Genomic DNA, 25,577 nt, shown 5'->3' on the forward strand with positions numbered 1-25,577 from the left:
CCAAATAAATTGAAGTTGTCTTGCATGCCCAAAATCAACAAAGATGATGGGTGTCGCCTGCCCCCAACAAAGTTGGTGTGGTGTGGTGTGGTGTGGTGTGGTGTGGTGTGGTGTGGTGTGGTGTGGTGTGGTGTGGTGTGGTGTAAAATAAATTTAATTCGTTTCTCATAAAATTCAAATTAAAGGGTTAATAAAATCAATAATTTCTCATACCAATATCAGGTCTGAGTCTATTGATGTACATCAATAAAAAAATTCGTCATCTGCAAGTTATACTGCTCGGGCGCGCTAACGGGAAGTAAAAAAAACAGACAATCAAATGCCGATGATGCCGCACTTATTTTTTCTATGGTGGTGTATCCTAACTGCAGGGCGCGGACAAAACTGATCAAGTGAATCACAATGTAACAAATAAATTGTTACACCACAATACCTACTTATCAGTATATTTTTACATATGTAATTTAATAACATGTAATATATTGTTATTCAACTATATTGATAGAAACTATTTTACCCCTAAGTCACACACATAATTCTAAAATTAGGTTGGATTCAACCTTTATTTAAACCCCTGTCCATTTATTTGGTGTCAGGTAAATTTTATGGGGCTAAAGAAGAAATAAAACCTCTTTACTGGTTGGGTTAAATTGATTCCGACACCTCATATAGTTATCGAATGAGAAATTCGGATTGACCTTGTTCATTTTAGTATTAAGAAATGAAAACAGCCTTGATTTTTTTGGGGTCTTTTTTGTATTAAGACTAAAAAGAACAAGGTTAATTGGATGGTATTTAGGACAACTTTAGATAAAAAAGAGGTCGCAAAAACTGGCTTCTCCCCAAATTTTTAACTTGAGCCTTTATGTATTACACCACAAAAAAGCCCCCCGGATCACTCCGGAGGGCTGTTGAAAACGAAACCGATTACTACACACTATCTTTAGATCTGCGATCTAATCGATCATCAGCATCCTTCTGTACAATTTTTCGCGTCCAGTTTGAATATGGTAGTAATATACCCCGCCAAACTTCAACACATCTCTGTTTAATTCTATTTGATGATATCCTCTTTGGTAGTATGCACGTTTTGAATAAACCAATTTTCCACTGAGATCCGTCACTTCAAACAAAACTTCTGAATCCTGATTGATTTCAAATGGTATCATCGTGGATTGATTGAATGGATTTGGAATGTTCTGGAAGAGATGTATTTTACCTTGTGTATTTATAGATCCATCCAGCTTCAATTCCAGTTCATTTACTTCTCCGGATTTTTTGTATGCTTCCGCATTCATTAATTGCTTATCCAGGAACATCACATCGGATAAATATTGATCTTTATGAGATCTGATATTTAGGATCAGTTTCCACTCATTGCCTTTCTCCTGATTCCATGCGAATCTCACCGAGCCTTGCTCTTTAAAAACATCCGCAACATGCTCCGGCCTCAAGGAACCTTCCTGGTTTGTACTGATCTCTTTTATCCACGCCAACTGAGGATCGATATAAATGCCAGCCTGAGCCCCTTCCAGCTTTTCCCAATCAGACAACTTTAATTCTATGGCATATTCCTTTCCTTTTTCCATAAAGATATCAGCCGTCCTGAGTTGCGCTTTTTCCTGTGTTCTTGAGGAAGTATTCAAAGCACCATTCATCTTGTTGGAATCATCGACATCCCCCACTTTTATACCCACAAAATTCACCAGGTAATTTTTATTCAATGTCGGAATGACATAAGATTCAGGGAAAGCTTCCTGTAAAGGATTATCTCTATCTTCCCAAACATAATCTAAATAAATAAATCTCCATGAATTGTTATTGCGGAAGCGCTGATTAATTCCTAAAATCAGTTTTCTGATTTCTGTAAGGTCAGCTGCCGTAACACTACCTGATTTATTGACATCCGCAGCGATCCACTTAAATGGTTCATCAAATGGTTTAGAGCCCAAAATATGCTTTTGAATTTGGATAATGTCGTACGTGCTTACACCATTTAAATGATCCAAATCATAAATTGGTTTCGTCTCGTAACTACCGCCCATTTTCATATTATTGAAAGCGTATAATCCGGCATTACCTGTAGTAACCAATCCTGCTTTTCCACCATTGAGGTATACATCAATACCTTTCAATTTTACATCTTTTCTGCTGCTGACAATACCTGCCACATTTGCGCCATTGAAATTTGGCGGACAAATGCTGTCCAAATCTATCGCCTGCAATAAGGTTACACAAGAATCAATATTGCCCGCTTCATCTTTAAAATAAATGGTATATGCCCCTAAGTAATCTCTGTTCACCAATGAATCACAACAAATGGTCACCACGGTATCCATGAAATTATTGCGATCAAAAGATGCCATGATGTTTGTAGCATTCGAACAATTGTCCGATATGTTAAATATAAATTCATTGGCATTGAAATCCGCACAACCATTGTCCTGAATGGTGTGTATCACTTTCTTACAGGTAACTTCCGGAGCAATCGTATCAACTACGGTAATTTTGACTGTTTTGGTTGCAATATTACAGCAGGCATCCTCCGCTGAAAACGTTACATTGGTAACGCCCACAGGGTAGAATCCTGATGCATCTTCAAAGTCATTCGCACCATAAGGTGAATCGTTTGTGATCACTACTGATGCAGAATCGCAATCACTCACTGAAGCTATCATGGTGACAAAATTATTACAAGAGGTATCTGAAGCATACACTGTAATATCTGCAATTCCCTGAATGGTCGGAGCATTTTGGTCATCACGGATAATCAATTGAATAAATTTGAATGTATTTCCGGAACAACTGTCAAACACGGTCCATTCCCTTTCGATCTCACAAGAACCTCTGGTCTTACAGAAATTGGAATCCTGAGAAGTAATTCTCAACTTAAAACAAGATGCTGAACCAGCATTCACTGTTGGCTTACCAAGACTATCAGGACTGATGGATTGACATTCATCAACCGTCACAGGAGAAACTGGCCAATTGATTTCCAAACTATCCAAAGGATCCGGATTGTTCACCGTAACTATTTGTGTACAGGAACGTGTATTCCCAGATGCATCTGTTGCTGTAAATATTCTGGTGATGGTTCCTATTCCACACACATTTTGATTTCTGATGGCGGTATCCTTGACGCTAACACCCGGACAATTATCCGATGCAGTTGCTGTGCCGAATTGACCTAAATTATCTGTATTCACATCACATCCAACTACAGTGTCACGAGGACAATTTATAGTCGGCGGTACAGTTTCAATAACCGTTACCATAGTAATACAGGTAGCCGAATTTCCACAAGAATCTGTGGCGGTAAAAATTACATTAGTTTTTCCAACAGGGAAAATTGCAGGAGCATTGTTTTGGAATGTAACACCTGTATTACAAGCTGTATTCACAGTAGGATTGCCCAAATTGACTACGGCTCCACAAGTATTTGGATCGGCATTCACAGTTCTGTCAGCCGGGCATGTTATGCTAGGCGGTGTTTGATTTAAAGTGATGATATACTGGTTAAAACTAAACACCTGACTCACACTACAATCGTTGGTTGCCCTCCAGGTTCTTTTCACCGTCCTGCAAGGATTTCCGGCCAATACAGTATCTACAAAATTAAACTTAACCAAACCACAATAATTTTTCTTCAACGAAGGTCTGCCTACAATATCAGGATTTGTGGTCGGGGTACAAGTAAATGAAGTAAAGCTATCCCTAGGCCAAGTAATATCAGCAGGATTAAGATTTACATCTCTTGTAATCTTTTGTACGCCAAAAATTGTCGTATCTACTTCTGGTCTGCAGCGTATTCTTACTTCCCAATTTCTATTTACCACATAACACACTTCAGGATTTGTACGAATCGTGTCATCGGTATACTTGAAAGTCAAGGAATCACAACCACACTTAACTGTTGGGTAGCCATTTAAAGAATCTGGTAAAAATGGTTTGGCGCAATCTGTAACCGTAAGATCAGGAGGTAGAACCAATTTCGGCCCAGTAGGGAATAAAACTTTGATCACCTGATTAAAATTGAAGGACTGTGCTTGTGCTCCAGTCTTACAGGTATTGCTTACCGTCCATTTACGTTGTACAATTTTACAAGTATCGTTGTTTGACTTCACAGAGTCCACATAAGTAATGCTCACATAACCACAGAAATCTTTCTTTAAGGTCGGAACATGATTCACTACAGATGTATCGATGTCACCGGTACAATTATCCACTACAAAGCTATCCGCAGGCCACATGATATCTGTGAGCTTTAAGTCAATGGACACAGCAATGCGTTGTGTTCCCATTAAGGTTCCTACTAAATCAGGTGGACAATTAAATACGGATGTCCATTTTCTATAAATGACATAACAGGTATTAGGTGTACCAAATCCAATAGAATCTTTGTAGCTATGTGTTACCATGGTACACGGACAATTTGACTTAGGATAACCATTCAAAGAATCCGGAAGTGTAGATTTTTTACAATCTGTGATGGTGATGTCATTAGGTACGATAAGTTTCGGACCATCAGGATATAAGATTTTAATCTTTTGGTCGAATTTATAAACCTGAGCCTGAGCACCGGTCTTACACACATTATTTACCCTCCATGTACGTTGTACAATTCTGCAGGTATCATTATTCAGTTTAATGGTATCTACATAGGATATGGTAACATATCCGCAGAAATCTTTTAGTAACATCGGCACATGATTCACTCTACCGGTGTCAATATTTCCACTGCAATTGTCCACCACAAAACTATCCGCAGGCCACTTGATGTCTGTAAGTTTTAGATCTATTGAAACTATAATTTTCTGAGTTCCTCTAAATGTGCCTACTACGTCCGGCGGACAGTTGTACGTAGAAGTCCACTTACGATAAATTACATAACAAGCGTTCTGCGTTCCGAATCCAATGGAATCAACATAACTGTGCTGTACAAAACTGCAAGGACAATTCGTCTTCGGATATCCATTTAATGAATCCGGGAGGATGGATTTCTTACAATCAGTCACAGTTACATCTGCCGGCACCGTGTATTTTACGCCGGTTGAATTTACCACTATCAGAGTCTGAACGAAGGTAAATGTCTGACTTCCATCTGTAACACACTTACTAAATGCAGTCCATGTTCTTTCATAAATACTGGTGTCTGCTGATTTAGAAATCAAGCGATCATTAAACATCAACATGACTTGTCCTTTATATCCACATACTGTAGGCACTTCTCCGATGTAAGCAGTATCTATAGAACCAAGACAATTATCCACAATGACGGTTTGGTTAGGCCAGGTAATATCGCTCTCTTTAAGATCAGTGGTAACCACTATCCTCTGTACAAATGAAAAATCATTGTTGTTACCCGGACATGTAAACTTAAGGAACCATGTTCTTTCAATTACGAAACATTCATTTTTACCACCACTGACTTTAACATCAGAATGTGTAATGTCTGCATCTGTACAACGACAGCTTCCTATCGTTGGATAAGAATTAAGATCACCCGGTTCGGTCAATTGCGCACAATTAGACACTGTGATATCAGAAGGCTGCTTAAAGCAATTGCAGTAATCGACATTGTTGTTGTCCTGAATGTCAATAAAAGTTTCGCAACAAGATTGCTGACCATTTGATGCAGTAACACAGAATAAAACTTCTCTCCTACCAAGGCTGTCACAGTTATAAGTGACAGATTTAATGGTAGTATCTCGTCCTATGGAATAAGTCAATGGATATCCGCAAGGATGATTACTTCCCTGATCAAAATCTTTAGCCCATATAGTAACCAATTCACCATCGATACGACCATCCCCATTCAAATCCATCGCCACCAATCCTGCAGCCAATCCTTTCAGGCAATAAGCTGTTGGTGTTTTCACATTGATGATTTCAAAATTTATTTCACAGACTTCCTTGTTTCCACACAGATCTTCCAAAACATATTTTACTCTGTGTTTACCCAAAGGATAGAATCCTGAAGCATCCACAATATTGCCAACGCCCAATCCACTTCTGTCCTCAATTCCATCCGAATTCAAGTCCACATGGAATTCATTTCTTAATTGGTTAGGTGGCGTACAATCATCATAACCTGTAGCAACCAAGTCTACCATCCTACCAAAACAAGATGTATCGTTTATCTCAAATCTTCTGTCTACACAACCACTTAAAAAGTTAGGCTTAACGGTATTGTATACTTTGATGATTTGTTCCTTCTCGTATATGATTGGTGCACCGGTAGGATTATAAAATCTACACCAGTTGATTACTTTCCATTTTCTGAGTACTTTGTAACAAGCATCATTTCCATTTACAATACGGAACACATGATCCTCATAATTAACACCTACCAGATCACATTTATCTTCGGTGATGATTGGATAACCAAAACCAAGAGGTAAATTTTTTGGATCAAGTATATCAGACGCACAAGAAGTCGTATCAAAATCTCTTGGCCAACGAATAGATTTTTCTGTGAATGGATTATTGTTGATAATAGTAATCCTCTGAACACATACATTCTGTCCAAATCCGTTTCCGGCGATAAAGATTCGATCAATATATCCTTCCCTGCATTGGTTGACGTAAAAACTATCTACTTCACGAACGGTAACATCACAATTGTCAGAAACTCTCGGTTGTCCGAACTCTGACAAATCATTTGGATTATAATGGTAATCACAATCAATGGTTACATCATGCGGACAGGATATCTGAGGAATGGTTTTATCCTGAACCTCCACTAATATCATGCATGTATTTGAGTTGCCTTCTGCATCGGTAACCTTAAACATTACCTGAACCAAATTACCGATATCAGCACAACAAAATCCAACCGAATCTGCATAAACATTAGGATTGTATTGGCATGGCACTCCGTTATCCATCCTTCTTGCCTGCATGGATGCTATGTGACAGTCGTCATAACTTCCGTCATCAAACACATGTGCCGGAATCCAGGCTTGTCCAAATCGGTCTAAGGTAACAACGGTTTCTTTATCGCATTGTACCACAGGTGCTGCCTGGTCTTTTACATAGACATTAAAACTGCATGTGCTTTCATTATGGCAATTGTCGTATGCTCTAAAAGTCAAAACGTTATTGCCTGCTGGCAATCTTAAAGTCCTTGAGGTAAAATTCTTAATGATGCCAACAGGTGAAACCAAATCAAGGGTAACCTGACTGCTGCAAGAATCGAAGACAACAGGATCAGGGATCCAGACATTTCCAAAACACTCATAAGAATTAGTGCTGGCCGTAATGTCATAAGGACACATAATTACCGGAGCAGTTGTATCCGTAATTTCGATCAACTGATTATACACTCTTTGCTCAAAAGTGGTGCAATACCAAATAATGAATCTCCAATTTCTTAAAATCTTTTGAGTACAACTCTTTCCGGTTGGAATTACAAAATCTTCATAGGAAGCGCCAAAATCACAGTATTTATTATCCTTGTTAGGCCAAATTGGTGCACCATGATACATTGGAACTCCGGTGTATGAAGTATGTGGTCTTCCTAAAGAATCTAAACCAAATGTTCCACACAACAAAGGATTGTTGGTAGCCAGACTTAAAGAATCCGGAAAAACAATTTCATCTAAATTTATTCTCTTTAAAAATATCTGTTGTGTACAGGTATCAGAAACATTACCGGAAGCATCCTTTGCTACATAATTACGGGTAACTATTTTTGAGTAAGCCTGATTGCAACGGGTATCTTCAATTCTTTCGTCAATGAGAATTTTCTGTGGTGCAGGATCACAATAATCATACACCAACGGACCCAGATATGACTGCATTCTGGTGCAATCAATTGTATCATTCAAACAAACAATTCTTGGTTTGATTTTATCTTCCACGGTAAGTGTAGCCCAGCAACTATTACCGTTGCATACATTCAACACTTTTGCCATAAGGGTTTTTCCTAAATGCTCATAAGTCAAAGTGGCATTCGGAACCAAAGACCCATCCTTATTCATGATCATCACGGCATAAGAATTGTAATCATACGGACCACCCAATAATAACATTTGCGGTGTTACCAAGGCTTCGCAGTCGACTCCTAAAGAAATCTGTGCAGCGCCAATGCAACTTACAGAACCAATCTGATCACCAATGGTCACTTCAAACCTTATTGGCTTCAAGCAAAGATCAGGATTACGCTCAATAACGGTTAAAAAATGCTTTGTTCCTACCGCACCATTCCAGGTAATATTTGCAGCATAAGTATTGGTCTGTGAAGTAAAAGAACCTCCGGAGCTTAAAATCCACTGATAAGTACTTCCGGGATGATAATCTACACTATAACGAACATTAGATCCAGTACACACGTTGTTTTGTGCTTCGATCAAGGTCGATTCATTATAATTACATCTTACATTTCCAAGACTTACTTTGTCTCCAAACTGGTTCTCCAAAACAATGTCAAATCCAACGCCATCCACATGTATTCCGCTCATCTCATAGACAGTCATTGCACCGTTAGAGATAACAGGTGACAAGAGGAATCCCATTGGTCCTGTAGTAAATGGAACGGGAAGTGCCGGAGGTGCAGGACTAGAGGTGTGATACAATCCGTTCACACTTCGGATAAACCAAATCTCTCCGGTTCTTGATTCTAATGTCAAGGTAGTGCTAAATTGACCATCATCAGGATTGCTTGCATTGTTGAGACACTCACATGCAGAGTTGACAATTTCCAACAAGATGGCACCTGCTACGTCTGAATCATCTTCATCCTGACCAGATGGATCTTCAGGACCTGCACTACCGGACTGATCTGAATCTTCAAATACCTGACCACCTTCATCATTGTCTACCACATCGTCCGGTGTTGAATCCTCATCCGGCTCTCCAAATTCATTGGATGCAGAATAAATTTCAGCTCTGTTCACCACCTGACCACTTGGCCTTGTTGGATCCACCTGAGTTTCTACAATGACTTGAATGCTCTCGCCTGGTTTCAAACCTTCTGCAGGCAATCTGCCATTTTTAATATTCATCAGGTAATAATATTTTCTCGGATCCGGATTTTGTGGATTTTGGTACCAATCTTTGCTGATCATTAATGTACCTGAAGGCAGATAGTCAAATAAAATAATTTCACTTGCAGTCACCGTGCCTTCGTTAGTAATTGTAATGGTCCATGGTACAATCTGTCCACGCACTACCGTTCTTACAGCAATTTCTTTTCTAAGTGCAAGATCAAAATTATTTGGGTTGGTGTTGGCAATATCATGATCATCCTCATCATTCTCTCCATGATCACTTACGTCGTGATTCGGTGTAGATTTATCATTGTTCTGAATGTCATCCGGCGTTGAGTCATAGTCGATCAATAGATTTCCTGCTGCATCTTTTGCCTTACTGATCTCACCGCAATTGAATATGGTCAAACCATTTTTCTTGGCTTTGATAATTAATTTGACATTGGTTTTAAATGATTCTCCCACGCCAATAGCCTGGTTGACATTAAAATAAATTTTATTGTCTGCTTTTATTTCCCAACCTGGATTTATTGCTAAAGAAAAAATAAAACTGGTATCTAGATAATCTACGATTTCGGAAGTAGATGCTACTACATTACCTTGATTCAAAACTTCAATCCGGAAGTTTACAGTATCTCCACTGTGGTAGATCAATTGTTTATTTTCCAATGTTTTTCTTAATGCCAGATCAAATACCGGCACGGTAGCAACATCATGATCATCCTCATCCTGAACCCCATGATCACTGATCATATCATCCGTGAGAGTACCTAATTCCGCACCAACATCATTTCCGGAGTTACCATCAGGAGTTGAATCAAAATCATAGGCACTAAAATTATCTCCTGCAACATTCTGCACAGATAAAACTTCTGCAAAATTTCTAACATCAAGAATGTTGGAAGTACCAAGATCTTTCAATTCGATAAACACAGATGCCGTACCTCCCGGTTGCAAAACAGAATTTGAAAGATACTCTGCAACGCCATTATTCATCACCCAGCCGGCAGCAACCGAAGCTGCACTTAGTTCAAAACCAAAAGGAATATAATCTGCGATACCGATATTTTTTACCGTAATATTTCCTTGATTGAATAATTCAATCTTAAAATTTACAACTCCTTTATACTTTAATACAGATCCTTCAACAAGAGTTTTTCTCAATGCTATATCCAATATATTCAATGCCTCCGGATCCGCATCATCTTCATCATCGATTCCATTTCCATCTAATTTATTATCCGTCACAGAACCAAAGATTCCACCTGCATCATTGCCTTCGATTTCATCCGGCTGCGAATCTGTATCTAAACCAGACATATCTATTCCGGAAGTATTCTCAGCAGACACTATTTCTGCTCGATTTAATAAATTTAATACTTGTGCATTTTCCTTTACTCTCAATTTAATTTCCTTCGTTGCACATTGACCAGGCTCTATATTGGATAAGATGCTGTTGTAGAATTTTCCACCTTTGAGCATCCATCCATTGTTGTCAAGAGGACTTAGTGCTAAACCTGCCGGGATGTAATCCGTAAAACTTACATTTTTGGCAGTGATATTTCCCTGATTACATATCCTGATCTGAAATAATACATCTTCGCCAATTTTTACCGGGGTAGTTTTTGTAGTAGTCAGGATCAGGGCAAGGTCAAAAATCTGTAGACCTGCAGGATCCTGATCATCCTCATCCAATTGTCCATCTCCGGAAATCAGGTTATCTGTTGCCGATCCCAGCAAACCTCCTGCATCATTTCCAGGATTATTGTCGGGTGTGCTGTCCCAGTCTTTGATGTCCGCATTATTCGCATCTTTCAAAGCACTAATTTCGGCAACATTTACCAATTGACGATAATCGGAAGATTTTACTTTTAATTTAATGGTTAGTGTTCTGGATTTACCCGGCTCTAGTGTTTGAATATCATGGAATGTTGCAATGCCATTAACATTTAACCAACCCGGATTTTCATTGGCTATAAATTCCAGTCCTGAAGGCAAATAATCTGAAATAGTATAATTACTAATGGCAATACTTCCCTGATTAAATATGGTAAGTTGAAAAGGAACTAAATCCCCAACTTTTACCGGATTAATATTTGTTGTTTGTTTAATTAATGCGAGGTCCGCAATAAAGACTGTTTCCCTGTCATGATCATCTTCATCCACAGTGCCATCCCCATCGAAAGCGTTATCGGTAACAGAACCAATTACTCCTCCTGCATCATTGGTAGAATTATTATCGGCTTTTGAATCACGATCCATGATTTCTACCCCTGCACTATTGGTCATACTTGAAATTTCAGCAGTGTTGATCAGTGTTTCTGCGGTAGCATTTTCTTTTATTTTTAAAACAATGTTTACTGTTTGAGTAGACCCTGTGGAAATTCCGGATGAATTGCCATAAACCGCACCTGCAGGAGTCAATGTCCATAATGGATTGGAAGCTGTTACAAACTCAAAACCTGTTGGAATGTAATCTGTAATTTCATAAGCTGCAATGTTGGTATTTCCTTGATTTTTTACCGTGATATTAAAAGTTACAAGATCACCTCTTTTAACAGGAGCTGTGCTTGCAGTAGTTTTAATTAATGCCAAATCATTTACAAAAAGTGCTTCTGCATCATGATCGTCTTCATCATCAGGATTATCCAATGTATTATCCGTTAATGAATTTGGAATACCGCCCCTGTCATTTCCCAAAATTTGATCCGGAGAAGAATCATGATCTTTCATAGGTTGCCCCTTGTCATCATACATCGCAGCAATTTCTGCCTGATTGATAATGTCTGACATGCTGACATCATTCAGCACTTTAAGTCTAATGTTAAAAATCTCTATCCCACCGGGTAGAATTGCACTTTTACTGTTGAGGTGTGCTATTGAACCTGTAATATTCCAATCTAAATTTTCTTCGGAAACAAACCCAAGTTCTGAAGGAATGTAATCCACAATTTCGAAGGATGCTACCGGAATGGTTCCCTGATTGTGCACCTCAATTGCAAACTCCACAAAATCATTTTTCCTCAAAGAGCCAAGGGTCTTAACCTTTTTAATGAGCGCAAGGTCAATGACATCTTCTTCAGGTGGTGCAGTTGAACTATCTGTTGCATATCTGAGTCCGATATCCAGATTAAATTTATTCTGACCATTATTGCCGGTGTGAATTTTGACTGCAGGTAAGCCTTTAAAAATTGAACATTGGTAAATAGGAAGAATTCTTGCATCATTGTCTCTTTGATCAGGAATACCTCCCGTAATTTGGTCAGCTATGGTAACAGACAAAGTATCATTGCCCAGGATAATAGTATTGTAATTTGTATTGTATCTTGGATCATCAATTACGATAAAATAATCTGCATCATATTCAAGACCATCCGGTGCACCATCTTTGTTTACATCTACATTTGTATTGTTGAATAAATATTCTCCATTGGTACCGGAGATAACACTTGCCACTTTGGTACAATTATTATCATACAAAGAAACTTGTACTCCACTGATTCCTTTCTCTTCTGCATCTTGAACGCCATTTTCATTTTGATCCAACCAAATTAAATTTCCGATCTCCAATGGGATGGCCTGGTTCATTACTTCAATGTCTCCAATTCCGGAAGCTTTTCCAAATACGCTGTTGGCTGGATTATAGATTTGTATGGCACCTAATTTTTTGCCATTTATGGTACTGTATCTATGCAAGCCACCTGCAAAGGATTCAAATATCGGATCAAAAACAGCGGCGATGACTTCATTCTTTTTTGCCACACTGGTCAAACCACCTAATGCAGTTTCCTGATGTAGTCCCGGACCAACAATCCAATAGTCTTCACCAAAAAACTCACCACCACCAGGACCTTCGTAATGACCCGCTCCGGTACCCAATCTTCCATTTACCACACCTCCACTCTCCAGTTGCCAGCCCTTGTCTGTCTTGAATGCCATTAATATATCACCGGTTTGATTGGTAAGTGGCTCTACATTTACACAATATGCATGACCTTTTCGGTCTGTAATGCCAAGTATCATTTCACCATTAATGGTAAAATCCAAATCCGTTAACCACTGTGAAATATTTTTTAAATCTCTCTGTTGTTTAGGCCAATAATTTTTGGCGAAATCTGTAGATAAGATTAAATTATAAACCCTGGTCAATAAATTCAATTCATATACATGAAAAACACAATCACTTTCTTTTTGACTGGTCTCTGCTGTACAGGTTACCCCAATGTATAATAGACCGTTATAGTATTTTAAAGCAGATACTGCATAATCTCCACCATTACACCCCGGATCTGGGATTTTTATTTCAATTACATTGGATTCATTTGGATTTTTAGTCGGAATAATTACCACGGATTTGTTGTGCAGATTGCTAACAAAAAGGAACTGGTCATCATCAGAGATATCGATATTACCGATTCCTACTTTGCCTACCAAATCTCCATATTTGCAATCAGAAACTGCCAATCCCTGAGTAGACCCTGTTTGGATTCCTACATCACTCAGATTAATAAAATTGGTAACGGCAGCTGCCTGCTTATTGAATACATAAATTCCTCCTGTTCCCAAAGGCCCTAAAACTGCACCCTGCTTTACAAATGCAGATGCATATAAAAGTTTTTGTGTACGGTTCCAGGCTAAGCCCCATACAGCACCGGTTTGACTCTTGGTCACAAGCTTATTTATGGGACTGATTGAATTAAAGCTTTCATCTAATTCTAGTATAGTCCTTTCTGTACCATTGATATCCAGGCTTGCACCGCCTACAAAATTGGCAACTGCCAATTTTGGATTTTCTTCCATCAAGGTCTCCACAGGCTTAAACAAACCAAAATTGGCGCTACAGGATGGAGCACGCATGGTACGAGTATCTCCAATCTGATCAAGACCCATTTTAGAATATTCATAATAAGAAGGCTTATTGATCTCAATGCTGTACATAGCATGATCGGCAAGACCACTTAGGCTGAATCCTCCGTTGAAATCGGTAAGTGCACTTGCCACCAAAAGACCTTCTCCGTTGAAAGCATTGATGGAAACAAATGCAACCCCGGGCTCCCCGGAATCCATGTTTCCATTATAGTTGCGGTCATTAAAAACACGGCCTCCAATCTTTCCAGATTCGGTGAGACATTGTGCAAAAACAGGAAAGGCTGCAGCGGAAAAGCATAAAGCAATCGCTAACCTCCCCAAACCTTCATAAAAGGATTTAAATGGGTTTTGAGCTTTGTGTGAAGCTCCAGTTTGTAAGAAACGTAGTTTCCTCATGTAACGCAGTTTTTATGTGTAGTTCGTTTTTCGGACTCGGTTCAAAACCAAAAGTCAGCCACTACGCATTGCGCTAAAGAGAAATTTACTTAATTCGGGAATAAACCGATAAAGGTTTACGGTGCAAACATATAACTAATATTTTAATATACAAAATAAATATATAGAAATATTTATATATGATTTTTTTATAAATACAAATGGCCGGCAAAAAGCCGGCCATTTTGTGTATGTAATTGGTTGTTAGTAGATTATGTTTTTAATGATGAAAAGGAACATCAATCCTTTAGGATCATTTTTCTTACTTTGGATCCCAAATGGGTCTCCAGTTTATACATGTATATCCCTGCCTGGCCAATTTCATGGCGATGCAGACTAATCTGATTCATACCCTTGTTCAGATAAAGTTCTTTCTTTTGAACCAACTGTCCTGTAGCATCAAATACACTCAACTGAGCTTTGCAGGATACCGACAGTTCAACCGGAATAAAGGTCTGCTCAGCGTATGGATTTGGAATATTCTGTCCCAGGGTAAAGTAATCTTCAGATATAATGCCTCGATTGCTTTTTAGGGCAATATCTAATACAGCCCCCTCTGCGGTATAAACTTCTGAGTGCATTCCATCAAGATCCAATTCTATTGAATTAAATGCATCTAAATCCTGCGCTTCCAAATAAAATAAAATCTGGGCCGAAGCCAATTTGATACTTTCGGTATGGTGCCAGCTGATCTTTAGATTGCCCTTTTCTAAATTATAATTATAGCTTTCTATCTTAATTGCTCCTGAAAGGGGAACAAGCTTATCCTTCGCCTGAATACTCATCTGAAATCCTTCCAATTGTATATCTTCTGTAGACTGAACCGGAATGAGGTAAGTTTGCGCATTAGGTATTGGTGTGCCAAGAATTAAACCAAAACTCTTACTCGATCTGGAAATGATTTGATTACTTAGATTGACATTTGCAGAATTGTCTACATCCCCTGTTTTTACCCCAACAAAATTCAACTTATCAAATTGATCGGAAAGATCTTTCATTTGCAATTGTTCTTTACCATCCCATGGCTCACTTTCGTCTGCAAAAGGATACTTGGTGGAGAAGAATCTCCATATCTTTTGATTAGGGAAATTATCTTTGATACCCAGCACAACCTTTCTCAAATCAGCAATGTCTCTTGCCGTAATCGTTTTGGTATTGTTTACATCCGCCGCCAGCAATTTGTAAGGAGTGTCCAATTCTTTCACACCTAAAATGTGTTTTTGGATCAGCAATATATCATGGGTGGACACTCCGTTACCGGCTTGATCCAAACGCTCCACTGCAAAATGTTCTGTTTCCTGAACCAATAAATCACTGAATGCATACTGACCATTTTGATTAGTGTTTACCAGTTTTAGCATTTGATTGTTCTTGTCAAAAGCAATGACTTCGGCAGCAGGTATGGATGTCTGATCAGCCCTGGAAATAGCACCACTTGCATTGGCAAAATTTCTTCCACAAACATTTTGATTGTCCTGTATCCTGATGCTTGTCTCGCAATAATCCTGATTACCTGCTTCATCTGTTACATACAATCTTACCGTAAAGATTACGAATGCCTGCTTATGAAGACTATCACAAGTATAAGTTATGGATTTATTGTTTACATCTTCACTGAATGAAAACCTAAGATTTTCTTTTTGTGTGCAGTTGTCAAAACTGTTTATATCCAAATCTTTAGCCCAAACAGTTATATTACCTGTGGTCGGCATAACAACCGTGTTTATGCCTGAATAACAATATGGTGATGGTTTTTTACAATCCTTCAAAATGAAAACTTGATCACAGCTGCTGTAATTGCCACACTGATCCGATACAATCCATTTTACTTTGTGGATCCCCACAGGCAATACTCCTGTCACTCTGTTACCATTGGCAAGGGGTTCGTAACTTCCATCATTACCTATATCTAATCTATATGACCATTTTAAATCTGATGTATTGGTGCAATCGTCGTCTGCAATTCCGGTGAGGTCATAATTCACCAAACAATTCTGATTTCTTGGATTATAATACGCTGAATTATCACATATCCTTGCTGTATCGCAAGTATAGATGGTAGGTGGCTCTGAATTAGAAATATAAATGATTTGATTGAATTCCCAAATTCCATCATTTTTATTTAGGTTAAACTGGCACCAATCTACCACTGTCCACTTTCTGAGAATTTTATAACATACACTGTCCAGCAAATTAAGCTTTGTGTCTGCATAATTTGCTGCAACTTGTGCACAATTTGTGTTGAGAAATTTTGGCGCACCGGTATTATTAGGATGCACAACTGCCGAACGACAAGAATTAATCGCTACAATAGTATCCGGCCATTTAATGTCTTGTATACTAAATGGTCTCGGATTCCAGACATAAATCCTCTGAGTATCTATCGATACAAAACCTTGCTTGTCTCTAGCTGTAAAAATTCTGTAAATGATACCCTGATTACAAACTAAATCATAGGTAGCCGTATCAGATACTGTCACCGAACAATTATCGTAAGCGTATCCGTCTATTCCAGCTTCATATTTTGGTGGACTGTAATAGTAATCTTTTATGATGATTGGTTTACGTTCTGCCTGACTGGTTCTAATAGTACCGAACACATTCAGATCGCTCCGATCAAATTCACAGGAGATGGTAATATCTGTTGGTGCAATAATAATTGGCGCTTCTTTTTCCTGCACAGTAGCTTCTACCATACAAGTATTTTTATTTCCATATGCATCTGTTACTTCCAATGCAATCATAACCACTTTTCCAACATCCAGGCAACAAAATTCTACATAAGGTCCAAAAAATATGTGTCCTGTTGTTGCAGGTACTGTCCATTCTCCTGACTTTGAATTCAAGAATTCCACAATTGTCGATGGACCCATCGTCAAATGTCTCTGCATAGGCTTTGGCCGTCCCATCAGAAGTTAGGGAAACTACTGTTTTCTGATCACATATTGCAATGGGTAACAAATCATCCACTACCCCGGCTTCTGTCTGGTGTTCTCTGGAGTTGCCGCACAAATCAGTCACCACATATGCAATCCAAATCCTCCCTTGAGGCGCTCCCCTCAGGTAATAACAACTGTCTTTTTTATTGAATACAATATAGTCTTTACTTTTTGGCAATGTGTCTCCAGTCTGTTCATCCATTAATTTCACATATACATCATACACCCAGTTGCCACAATCCGTGACAGAGTCTGGCCTTGGTAACTTATAATCTGTGACACAGGTATAAGGAGCCATCCCTATTGTAAAATCCTTAGGCGCCTTAAACTGAGGTGCTTCATCATCCACCACTTTGATAATCTGATTGTGTTCATAGATATCTCCGGAACACCAATCCAAAATTACCCAGCGGCGTAAAATTTTATAAGTATTTGGACAAATAGGAATTTTTAAATCTGAATAGGATGCATTCAATGTCGAACAAAACTTTGGCACAGGATGCCCGGTATAGGATGGATCCGGATTGCCATTAGGAAGTTTTGGAAAAACATCTCCACAATGAATGTAGGCATGATCAATTCCATCATAATCCCTAGGCAGGACAATGTCAATTGCGGTTGGTGTATATATACAAATTGTATCGACACAAGATATCTTATTCCCTACTGCATCGTGCGCATACCAGGTTCGATATATTTTCTTGAAGAAATTAACATTGCATCCATTTTCAATTAATTGGTCTTCATAGGATAAATATGCCAGACCACATCCATCCCAGCCAGATACTATGTAGGCATTTGGTTTGGACGGATCTTTTCCTATGAACACCAAGCCCGGTGCTACAATTGGAAAACCCAATGAATCAGGAGATATACTCCTTCCGCATCGGATGGTATCATTGCTGCAAAGTAAATTGGGCGGAAGTTTATCTTCTATTTTTACTTTCCCCAACAAGAATTCTTAGACGGGATGTGCCAGATCTTGTAATCATAAATCTTGTTAATGTCACTTGCTCCAAAAATAATATCTGGCTGTACCACACCTTTGGAGGACACCTCTATGTAATAGTCTGAAGGAACACCCTGCATATCCTCCAAAAGCATATCAGGGGATAAAGTAGCCCAACAGAGATCATCCAAGGAGACCTGTACAAGGTCATTACAAGCTAAAGGTGGCATAACCTCTAGATTCTTCAAATGTGGAGATTTCCCCGCTACTTGCTCAATAGAAGCAAAATAGAGAAAAAAGCTTAAAAAGGACAACATCCACTTAACTGGGGTAATTAATCGGTTCATGAATTAAGTTTTAAGATCATTGAGTAAACTACACGACGCACTAGTCGTCGCTCTCATGAATCAAATTATATACCAATTTTCTTTAATTTATTGATTTTCATCATATGTTTATGTAAATTTATAAACACATATCATTGATATACAACAATATACACTTTATAAAATAAAATATGTTAAAATAAATTTACATGATAAAAAATCGCCATATTTTGAATCCGGCAAGGAAAAAATGGGTATTTCAGATCATTAAACAACAGGTTTCCGCAGGATATAAAACGGTTAAAATGGGTTTAAAGGATGGACCGAATGTAAGCGGCCATCAGATCTACTCCTTTATTAAAGTGCAGGTTATTGTTAATGATCAGGTCCAAATCCTCCTGAAAAGGTTGGATGTACAATTGATATGCAGGGGCAACATGGTGTTGGTATCGATATAACACATCTTCCAAAGGATAATTCCGCTCCGCCTGGTCTCGCTTGATCCGTCGAATGATTCTGAGTTCATCTTTTGCATGGATCAGCACTTTAAGATCCAATAGCTTTCGGACCTCCTCCCTATAAAAAATAAAAAGTCCCTCTACGATGTAGATTTTTGCAGGAATGATTTGGATATCCCCGGCAGGGCCAAATCATTGTTGAAGACATATTCTTTTCGGGAAACAGATTCTTGCTTCAACAATCGATTGAGATCTCGGACAAAGGCCTCTTGATCAATGGCGTCAGGTATATCAAAATTAATTACCCCCCTTTCATCTTTTTGCTGTTGTTCTCTGGGCTTATAATAATTGTCTTCAGAAATTAACCCAAGTTCTTCTGGTCTAAAGAGTGTCCTAAGGGCATTGATAAATGCAGTTTTCCCTGACCCACTGCCCCCGGAAATACCTATCAATATGGATTGTCTGTCGCTCATTTCAAAAATCTTCGCAAATATTGAACTAATTGTTCTACTTTTCAAACTTAAAATAAGACCTGCAGATGTTAGACATTTTAAGAAGCTTACTTGGGATATTAGTCTTGGTACTGATCTGTTATGCCTTAAGTGCACATAGAAAAAAAATAGATTGGAAACTGGTTGGGACAGGATTGCTGTTACAATTAGTTTTTGCCATCCTGGTATTAAAGATCCCGATTGTAAAAAAACTATTCGAAGCGCTTGCCAGTATTTTTGTCGTATTTCTGGACTTCACAAAAGAGGGATCCCGTTTTTTATTCGGAAAGGAAATGATAGACAATATACCCGCCTATGGATATATTTTTGCCATTCAGGTCTTACCTACCGTTCTCTTCTTTTCGGCATTCACCTCCATGCTCTACTACCTGGGTGTTCTTCAAAAGATAGTTTACGGAATTGCCTGGATCATGAATCGCACGATGCGGCTTTCAGGCGCTGAGAGCCTTTCTGCGGCCGGAAACATCTTTCTGGGGCAAACAGAGGCACCATTACTTATAAAGCCCTATATAGAGCACATGACCCGGTCAGAAGTGCTCTGTGTGATGGTCGGAGGAATGGCCACCATTGCCGGAGGTGTTTTGGCTGCCTATGTAGGATTTCTGGGTGGAACGGATCCGGTCCAGCAACAAATCTATGCGACTCATCTGCTTTCTGCCTCTATCATGTCCGCTCCAGCTGCTCTGGTGGCATCAAAAATGCTGTTACCCGAAACAGAACCTGAAAAAATTAATACGGAAATACACATTTCTAAAGATAAAATTGGCGCCAATCTTTTAGAAGCCATCTCGAATGGAACATCCGATGGCCTGAGACTTGCTGTGAATGTGGGTGCCATGCTGATCGTATTTACAGCATTGATTTACATGGTAAATTTTGTACTTCAAAATTCCATTGGAGAGTGGTTCGGTCTGAATGATCTGGTGAAAGAATTTACAGCCGGAAAATATACACACTTTTCACTACAATTTATTCTAGGTATGATCTGCGCGCCGCTTGCCTGGTTGTTGGGTGTTCCATATGCGGATATGATGTATGCCGGACAGTTACTGGGAGAAAAAACTATTCTCAATGAGTTCTATGCGTATACGACTATGGGAAATTTTAAACTCAACGGACTTATGAGTGAAAGAGGTCTCATTATTTGTACATATGCTTTATGTGGATTCTCAAATTTTGCTTCGATAGGGATTCAGATCGGAGGCATTGGTGCGCTTGCGCCAAATCAGAAATCAACCCTTGCAGAACTTGGCATCAAAGCACTCATTGGAGGAACAGTAGCTTGTTTTTTCACCGCCGCAATTGCAGGTCTGATTATATAATTAAATTTTCCGGATTATAATAATTATCAAAGTTCGAGAATTCCCGAAGGCAAATTCATGTGCAGTATCTTTTTGGTTTCATCAAGATGTGTAATAAAGTTTTCGTGTATTGGTAATAATATTTCTTTATTCTGATACATTACTTTAGCCAGAATTTGAGAAGGAAATTCTTCAACAGATATTATTTTTAATTCCTTTTTTGAATTTTCATCCACGATGGTATATCCGTCCAATTCATTTAAGGCAGATTTAAAATGTTCTTTGTCTCGAATGTTGGATGGTAGGGATTTTTCATCGAGATAAATCGTAGTACCACTAATTTTTCTGGCATACTCAGGATCATTCACATCTTCAAACTTGAGAAAAAGTCTTCCTTCATCTCTATGGCTTTGTATAAAAAATGGAACCGGACAACCATCTACTTTGATAAAAACAACCCCGGCTTTAAAAACATACTTTTCAAGACCTTCATTAAGTTCGGCGAAAATTTCTCCCTTGACTCCATGTGCTTTGTAAGTCTGACCTACTGAAACAAATTTAATCATCTTATCAATTATGCTGGATGAGCGTTTGTCGTAAAATAAATCCTCTTTCGGCTTTTTGCTTCCAGCCAACTGAAGGATTGTCAATACTTGTTTTTAATAACCAAAATTCCCGGTATACCATGCCTACATTTTCGGCATACTTTGCAGTCGCATAAATATAATTATACAAATCATTATCGTAATTGATCTCCTCTACCTCGGCAACTTTTGCATATTGTTTTTCACCAACCAATACATTCTTCAATATGTTCTTATAATAATATGTGTTCCCATTCCAATATCTGAAGGGTTCAAATGGTTCCCCGTTTATAAACACGGAGTTGTTCTTTGCGATCAGAATATTTCCGTCCCATGATTTATTTTTTGAACTGGAAAAACCAAACGGATAAAATCCAAACCAAATTCCGTTTTACGCAAGTTAGATTTATTTCTGGTGATAAAACTATTGTCTATAAGTTCCCATACACCGCCAGTATCCCGTTGATGAAAAATATCAATTTCATAAACTTGTTCATTCTCTTTATTCAAAAAACTATCCCGCACCAATTCCATAATGTAAGAACTGGAGGAATCCACGACGACGCCTATGGTCTTTGAATAGTTTATAGAATCTACCTTGTAGATCCAGAATTTATCAATGGTCAGAGGATAATAAGCTGCTCCCAAAGCATTCGGATCAATAATTTCGGTTTCTTTTTTACAGGAATATAATGTGCAAAGGCAAATGCCAAAAATTATTAGATATACGCTATTTCTGATTTTTTTCATGCGCAATTCATTGAAAATGTTGATTTGCAAATAACGAATTCCGAATTATTCCACCACATATTACATCATCTCCCTCATACACGACAGCAGACTGCCCGGGTGCTATACCTTTAACTTTGGAATGAAAACTGACATTTATTTTATCTCCATCCATAATAATATTGGAAACATGTCCAGGGTCCTTATATCTCACTTTAGTCACCAGCTCAGTATCAGGAGAAACAGAATCGTATTTTAACCAGTTGATTCTGCTTACCTCCATGGCAGGCCTGGAAAGCTCTTCTTCTTCACCCAGAACCACGGTATTACTATCCGGAAATATATCCGTTACAAACATTGGTTTTCCAAATGCCATGCCAAGTCCTTTGCGCTGACCGATGGTGTAAAATGGATAGCCTTCGTGTTTTCCAAGAATTTTTCCCTGCTGATCTACAAAATTTCCTCCACTTACCTTAGTCTCTAAACCTTCTACTCTTCTTTTAAGAAAGCCTCGGTAATCGTTGTCAGGAACAAAACATATCTCATAACTCTCTGCTTTCTTGGCTAGATTATCATATCCCTGATCATGTGCCATTTGCCTGATCTCGGTTTTAAGGAACTCAGCCAGAGGAAATTTGCTGCGTCGGAGGGCATCCTGCTCCAAACCCCAGAGAACATAAGATTGATCTTTGACCAGATCTCTGGCTTTCGAAACATAGTAACGCCCCTCCAGCTGATTGATACGGGCATAGTGACCGGTCGCGATGAACTCACAATCCAGACCATCCGCACGCTTGAGTAAGGCATTCCATTTGATGTGTGTATTGCACAGGACACATGGATTAGGCGTGCGACCCGCCAAATATTCTTCCACAAAATTGTCAATCACTGCATCCCCAAACTCGTCTCTGATATCCAGAATAAAATGGTGAAAACCCATGTCCACAGACACTTTTCGGGCATCCTGCAGTGAATCAAGCGAACAGCAACCAGTTTCCTTCTTGGAGCCTCCCGACGAACTGTAATCCCAGGTCTTCATGGTAATGCCTACCACCTCATAGCCCTGTTCATGCAGCATCATAGCCGCCACCGTGCTGTCTATGCCACCACTCATCGCCACCAATATCTTTCCATGCTTGCTCATGTCCTGTAAATCACAAAGTTAATATATTAGTAATAAAATTAATATATAAATAAGCCACAAATATTTTGCCCAATTTTTAGAAAAAATTCAAGTCCGGTGTATATTTGCAATCCAATTCGGAAAACCGGTTAATGAATCGGTCGAAGAGGAACATCAAAATCCCCATTTTTGTTGAACTTTCAGCTTCACAATGGTCAAAATAGCTATTTTTTAGGCTATTTTCCTTTTGAAGAATCGGCATAGGGAATTATTATGTTAAAATTCACAAGAAAATATCACACTTTTTTTAAAACCAAGCGAAGTGACAAATGCCATACAAATCTATTAAATGAATATTATTCCAAGACAATAACTCTATATTGGGGGATTTGGTATCCCCAAATGATTGCTGAGTTGGGGACCATTCAAACCATTGAACAATTGAATCTAGATTCTTTTAAAAGAGGCTAATTTAAATTGCGGGAGTAGCTCAGTTGGTAGAGCACGACCTTGCCAAGGTCGGGGTCGCGGGTTCGAGTCTCGTCTCCCGCTCAAAGAAAATCCGCACCGCGGATTTTTTTTTGCCCAGGTGGTGGAATTGGTAGACACGCAGGACTTAAAATCCTGTGGGCAGTAATGTCCGTGCGGGTTCAAGTCCCGCCCCGGGTACAAGGTTCGGAGAAATCCGGACCTTTTTTATTTTACTCGGGTCGAACATAGGTCGAACAAATTAATTCCTTCTTTACCTTATTTATTTGCCTTAATTATTTTTTCGTATTTTTATCTCATGGAAGTCATTTGTCTTGAGGATGAAGCCTTTTATGCTTTGATAGATCGAGTAGTTTCCCGGATTAAAGAAAAAGAAGGCATCAAAGAAGATAGGTGGATTTCCACAGAAGAAGCCATGACTAAGCTTAGAATTAAAAGCAAAACTACCTTACAGAAATTGAGAGATGAAGGCAAAATCCGGTTCTCTCAACCTCAAAAAAAGATTATTCTTTACGATAATGATTCCCTTCTTGAATATTTGGAAAAGCATGTAAAACCAAGTTTATGAATAAAATTGATGAATTACGTTTCAAGGCCGGATTTAACGCCGGATATCTGCTTTCTGAATTTGAACCTGTAATGTTAAATATGATTTTGGCTAATATTCAAAATGATAATTCATTTACTTCTGGCATGCAATCAGGTCAACTAGAATACCAAACTTATTTATCTACCCAAGATTTAATTAAATTCAGAATTAATAAAAATAGAGATAAGGATATAAGAGAACTATAGACTTAAGATTTCAAATAATACCAAGTAATCGCCAATGATAATGCCTCAAATATTGGCATATGCCTACATTCGCTATCCCAAAGCTTTCGTTCCTTAGGTCTTTTAGGCTCAAGTTCAGTAAACTCTTGAATAAGAACCTGCGATATTTCATATTTGGTTGTTGCATTAAATTCCTTGAAAACATCCCGGATTTGATCGCGTGAATATTGCACATGTGTAAGATTTTCTGATTTTGCAAATTCCAGAACTTTTGAAATTAAATTTTTAGTTCGTCTGCCAGTTCTTGAAGAAATCCCTTCAGGGTCATTTAATATTAATATAGTAGGCCTGAAATATTTTAGGTCTTTAATAATTCGTGCCAATAATTTCCTATTTGAAATTGGGTTGATTCTTACAGAGCCATAGTCAATTAGTTTACGCGCATTTTCCATATACACGAATCCAAATCCTGTTGAATTAGGGTACACTGCATATACTAAGTTATTTATTGTGTTCATAATTATTTAAATGTTTAATCTTATAATAACTTCTTCAAGAAAATTAATTTTAGGGGTGTCCTTTAATGTTATTTGTTGCTTTTTTATTTCCTGAATTAATTCCTTTAAACGCGGTATCAATTTTTGCCTTACTTGCTCTGATTCTTGTGTGAAAAATGATTCAATTGGGCAGTTAAACAATAAATGATATGTGATCAATATTTCTATTGAAGGTTTTCTTTGTCCTTTTTCATATCTGGAGATATTTGAAATGTCCTTAATGTCAACAAGAAATCCCATATCGCTTTGTGTTAGAGGCGATTTCTTTCTATACATCCTTAAATAATTTGATGAGGGAGACATAAAATTAATAATTAGAAAATATTTAGTTTCCTAATGCCTTAATTCTATTCTTTATTGATTTGCGTCTGTAGAGGGCAGAAATTGCCAAATTGGCAATTTTTTTTGCCAGCTTCGATTTTAGTATGTAGTCCGAGTTTCCTATTAAAACATTCCTGGAAACTTATTGGGTTGTACTATGCCGATATTATATCACTTTCATTTCCATTTGAAATATGCATTTTGACGCAAATTTGAAAGGG

The 25,577-nt window shown here is 38.3% G+C and carries 12 protein-coding genes, 2 tRNA genes and 1 pseudogene; 5 read left to right on the forward strand and 10 right to left on the reverse strand.

From position 1 onward, the window contains the following. Positions 1-956: 956 nt before the first annotated feature. From IPJ83_14775 to IPJ83_14790, 4 genes and pseudogenes are all read right to left on the reverse strand, one after another. Positions 957-14,255, reverse strand: coding sequence for a DUF11 domain-containing protein (locus tag IPJ83_14775; protein ID MBK7881805.1), 13,299 nt, complete (start codon positions 14,253-14,255; stop codon positions 957-959). A 278-nt stretch (positions 14,256-14,533) separates the two neighbouring features. Beyond that, positions 14,534-17,140 (reverse strand): T9SS type A sorting domain-containing protein, encoded by a 2,607-nt coding sequence (locus IPJ83_14780; GenBank protein ID MBK7881806.1) that lies wholly within the window; start codon positions 17,138-17,140, stop codon positions 14,534-14,536. Positions 17,141-18,172: 1,032 nt separating this feature from the next. Continuing rightward, a complete protein-coding gene (locus IPJ83_14785) occupies positions 18,173-18,529 on the reverse strand; it encodes a hypothetical protein (GenBank protein ID MBK7881807.1) in 357 nt (118 codons plus the stop codon). A 290-nt stretch (positions 18,530-18,819) separates the two neighbouring features. Then, positions 18,820-19,439: pseudogene (locus IPJ83_14790) on the reverse strand (uridine kinase). A gap of 65 nt (positions 19,440-19,504) precedes the next feature. On the opposite strand from IPJ83_14790, the gene IPJ83_14795 reads away from it, so the two are divergent. Beyond that, the gene (locus tag IPJ83_14795; GenBank protein ID MBK7881808.1) at positions 19,505-20,800 is read left to right on the forward strand and encodes a Na+ dependent nucleoside transporter; all 1,296 of its coding nucleotides are present in this window, start codon (positions 19,505-19,507) and stop codon (positions 20,798-20,800) included. A gap of 26 nt (positions 20,801-20,826) precedes the next feature. On the opposite strand, the gene IPJ83_14800 is transcribed toward IPJ83_14795, so the two are convergent. Genes IPJ83_14800 through mnmA form a run of 4 tightly spaced genes read right to left on the reverse strand, consistent with a single transcriptional unit; the run spans position 20,827 to position 23,236 of the window. Next, positions 20,827-21,345, reverse strand: coding sequence for a hypothetical protein (locus IPJ83_14800; protein MBK7881809.1), 519 nt, complete (start codon positions 21,343-21,345; stop codon positions 20,827-20,829). A gap of 4 nt (positions 21,346-21,349) precedes the next feature. After that, on the reverse strand, positions 21,350-21,661 hold the full coding sequence (locus IPJ83_14805) for a hypothetical protein (protein MBK7881810.1): 312 nt from the start codon (positions 21,659-21,661) through the stop codon (positions 21,350-21,352). A gap of 17 nt (positions 21,662-21,678) precedes the next feature. Beyond that, on the reverse strand, positions 21,679-22,113 hold the full coding sequence (locus tag IPJ83_14810) for a hypothetical protein (GenBank protein ID MBK7881811.1): 435 nt from the start codon (positions 22,111-22,113) through the stop codon (positions 21,679-21,681). Between the two features lie 7 nt (positions 22,114-22,120). Then, on the reverse strand, positions 22,121-23,236 hold the full coding sequence (gene mnmA / locus IPJ83_14815; protein ID MBK7881812.1) for a tRNA 2-thiouridine(34) synthase MnmA: 1,116 nt from the start codon (positions 23,234-23,236) through the stop codon (positions 22,121-22,123). A 458-nt stretch (positions 23,237-23,694) separates the two neighbouring features. Here mnmA and IPJ83_14820 point away from each other — a divergent pair. The 4 genes from IPJ83_14820 (at position 23,695) to IPJ83_14835 (ending at position 24,499) form a co-directional block, all read left to right on the forward strand. Continuing rightward, positions 23,695-23,767, forward strand: a tRNA-Gly gene (locus IPJ83_14820). A 31-nt stretch (positions 23,768-23,798) separates the two neighbouring features. Then, positions 23,799-23,884, forward strand: a tRNA-Leu gene (locus IPJ83_14825). Positions 23,885-24,002: 118 nt separating this feature from the next. Further along, a complete protein-coding gene (locus IPJ83_14830; protein MBK7881813.1) occupies positions 24,003-24,272 on the forward strand; it encodes a helix-turn-helix domain-containing protein in 270 nt (89 codons plus the stop codon). Continuing rightward, positions 24,269-24,499: a hypothetical protein gene (locus IPJ83_14835; GenBank protein ID MBK7881814.1), complete on the forward strand. Its 231-nt coding sequence runs from the start codon at positions 24,269-24,271 to the stop codon at positions 24,497-24,499. Before IPJ83_14830 ends, IPJ83_14835 begins: the two co-directional genes overlap by 4 nt. A gap of 2 nt (positions 24,500-24,501) precedes the next feature. Here IPJ83_14835 and IPJ83_14840 read toward each other — a convergent pair whose 3' ends face one another. Then, positions 24,502-24,996 (reverse strand): hypothetical protein, encoded by a 495-nt coding sequence (locus tag IPJ83_14840; protein ID MBK7881815.1) that lies wholly within the window; start codon positions 24,994-24,996, stop codon positions 24,502-24,504. Positions 24,997-25,002: 6 nt separating this feature from the next. Next, a complete protein-coding gene (locus IPJ83_14845) occupies positions 25,003-25,311 on the reverse strand; it encodes a helix-turn-helix transcriptional regulator (GenBank protein ID MBK7881816.1) in 309 nt (102 codons plus the stop codon). Positions 25,312-25,577: the final 266 nt, after the last annotated feature.

Origin of the sequence: Candidatus Vicinibacter proximus (assembly GCA_016713905.1) — a bacterium.
Taxonomy (GTDB): domain Bacteria; phylum Bacteroidota; class Bacteroidia; order Chitinophagales; family Saprospiraceae; genus Vicinibacter; species Vicinibacter proximus.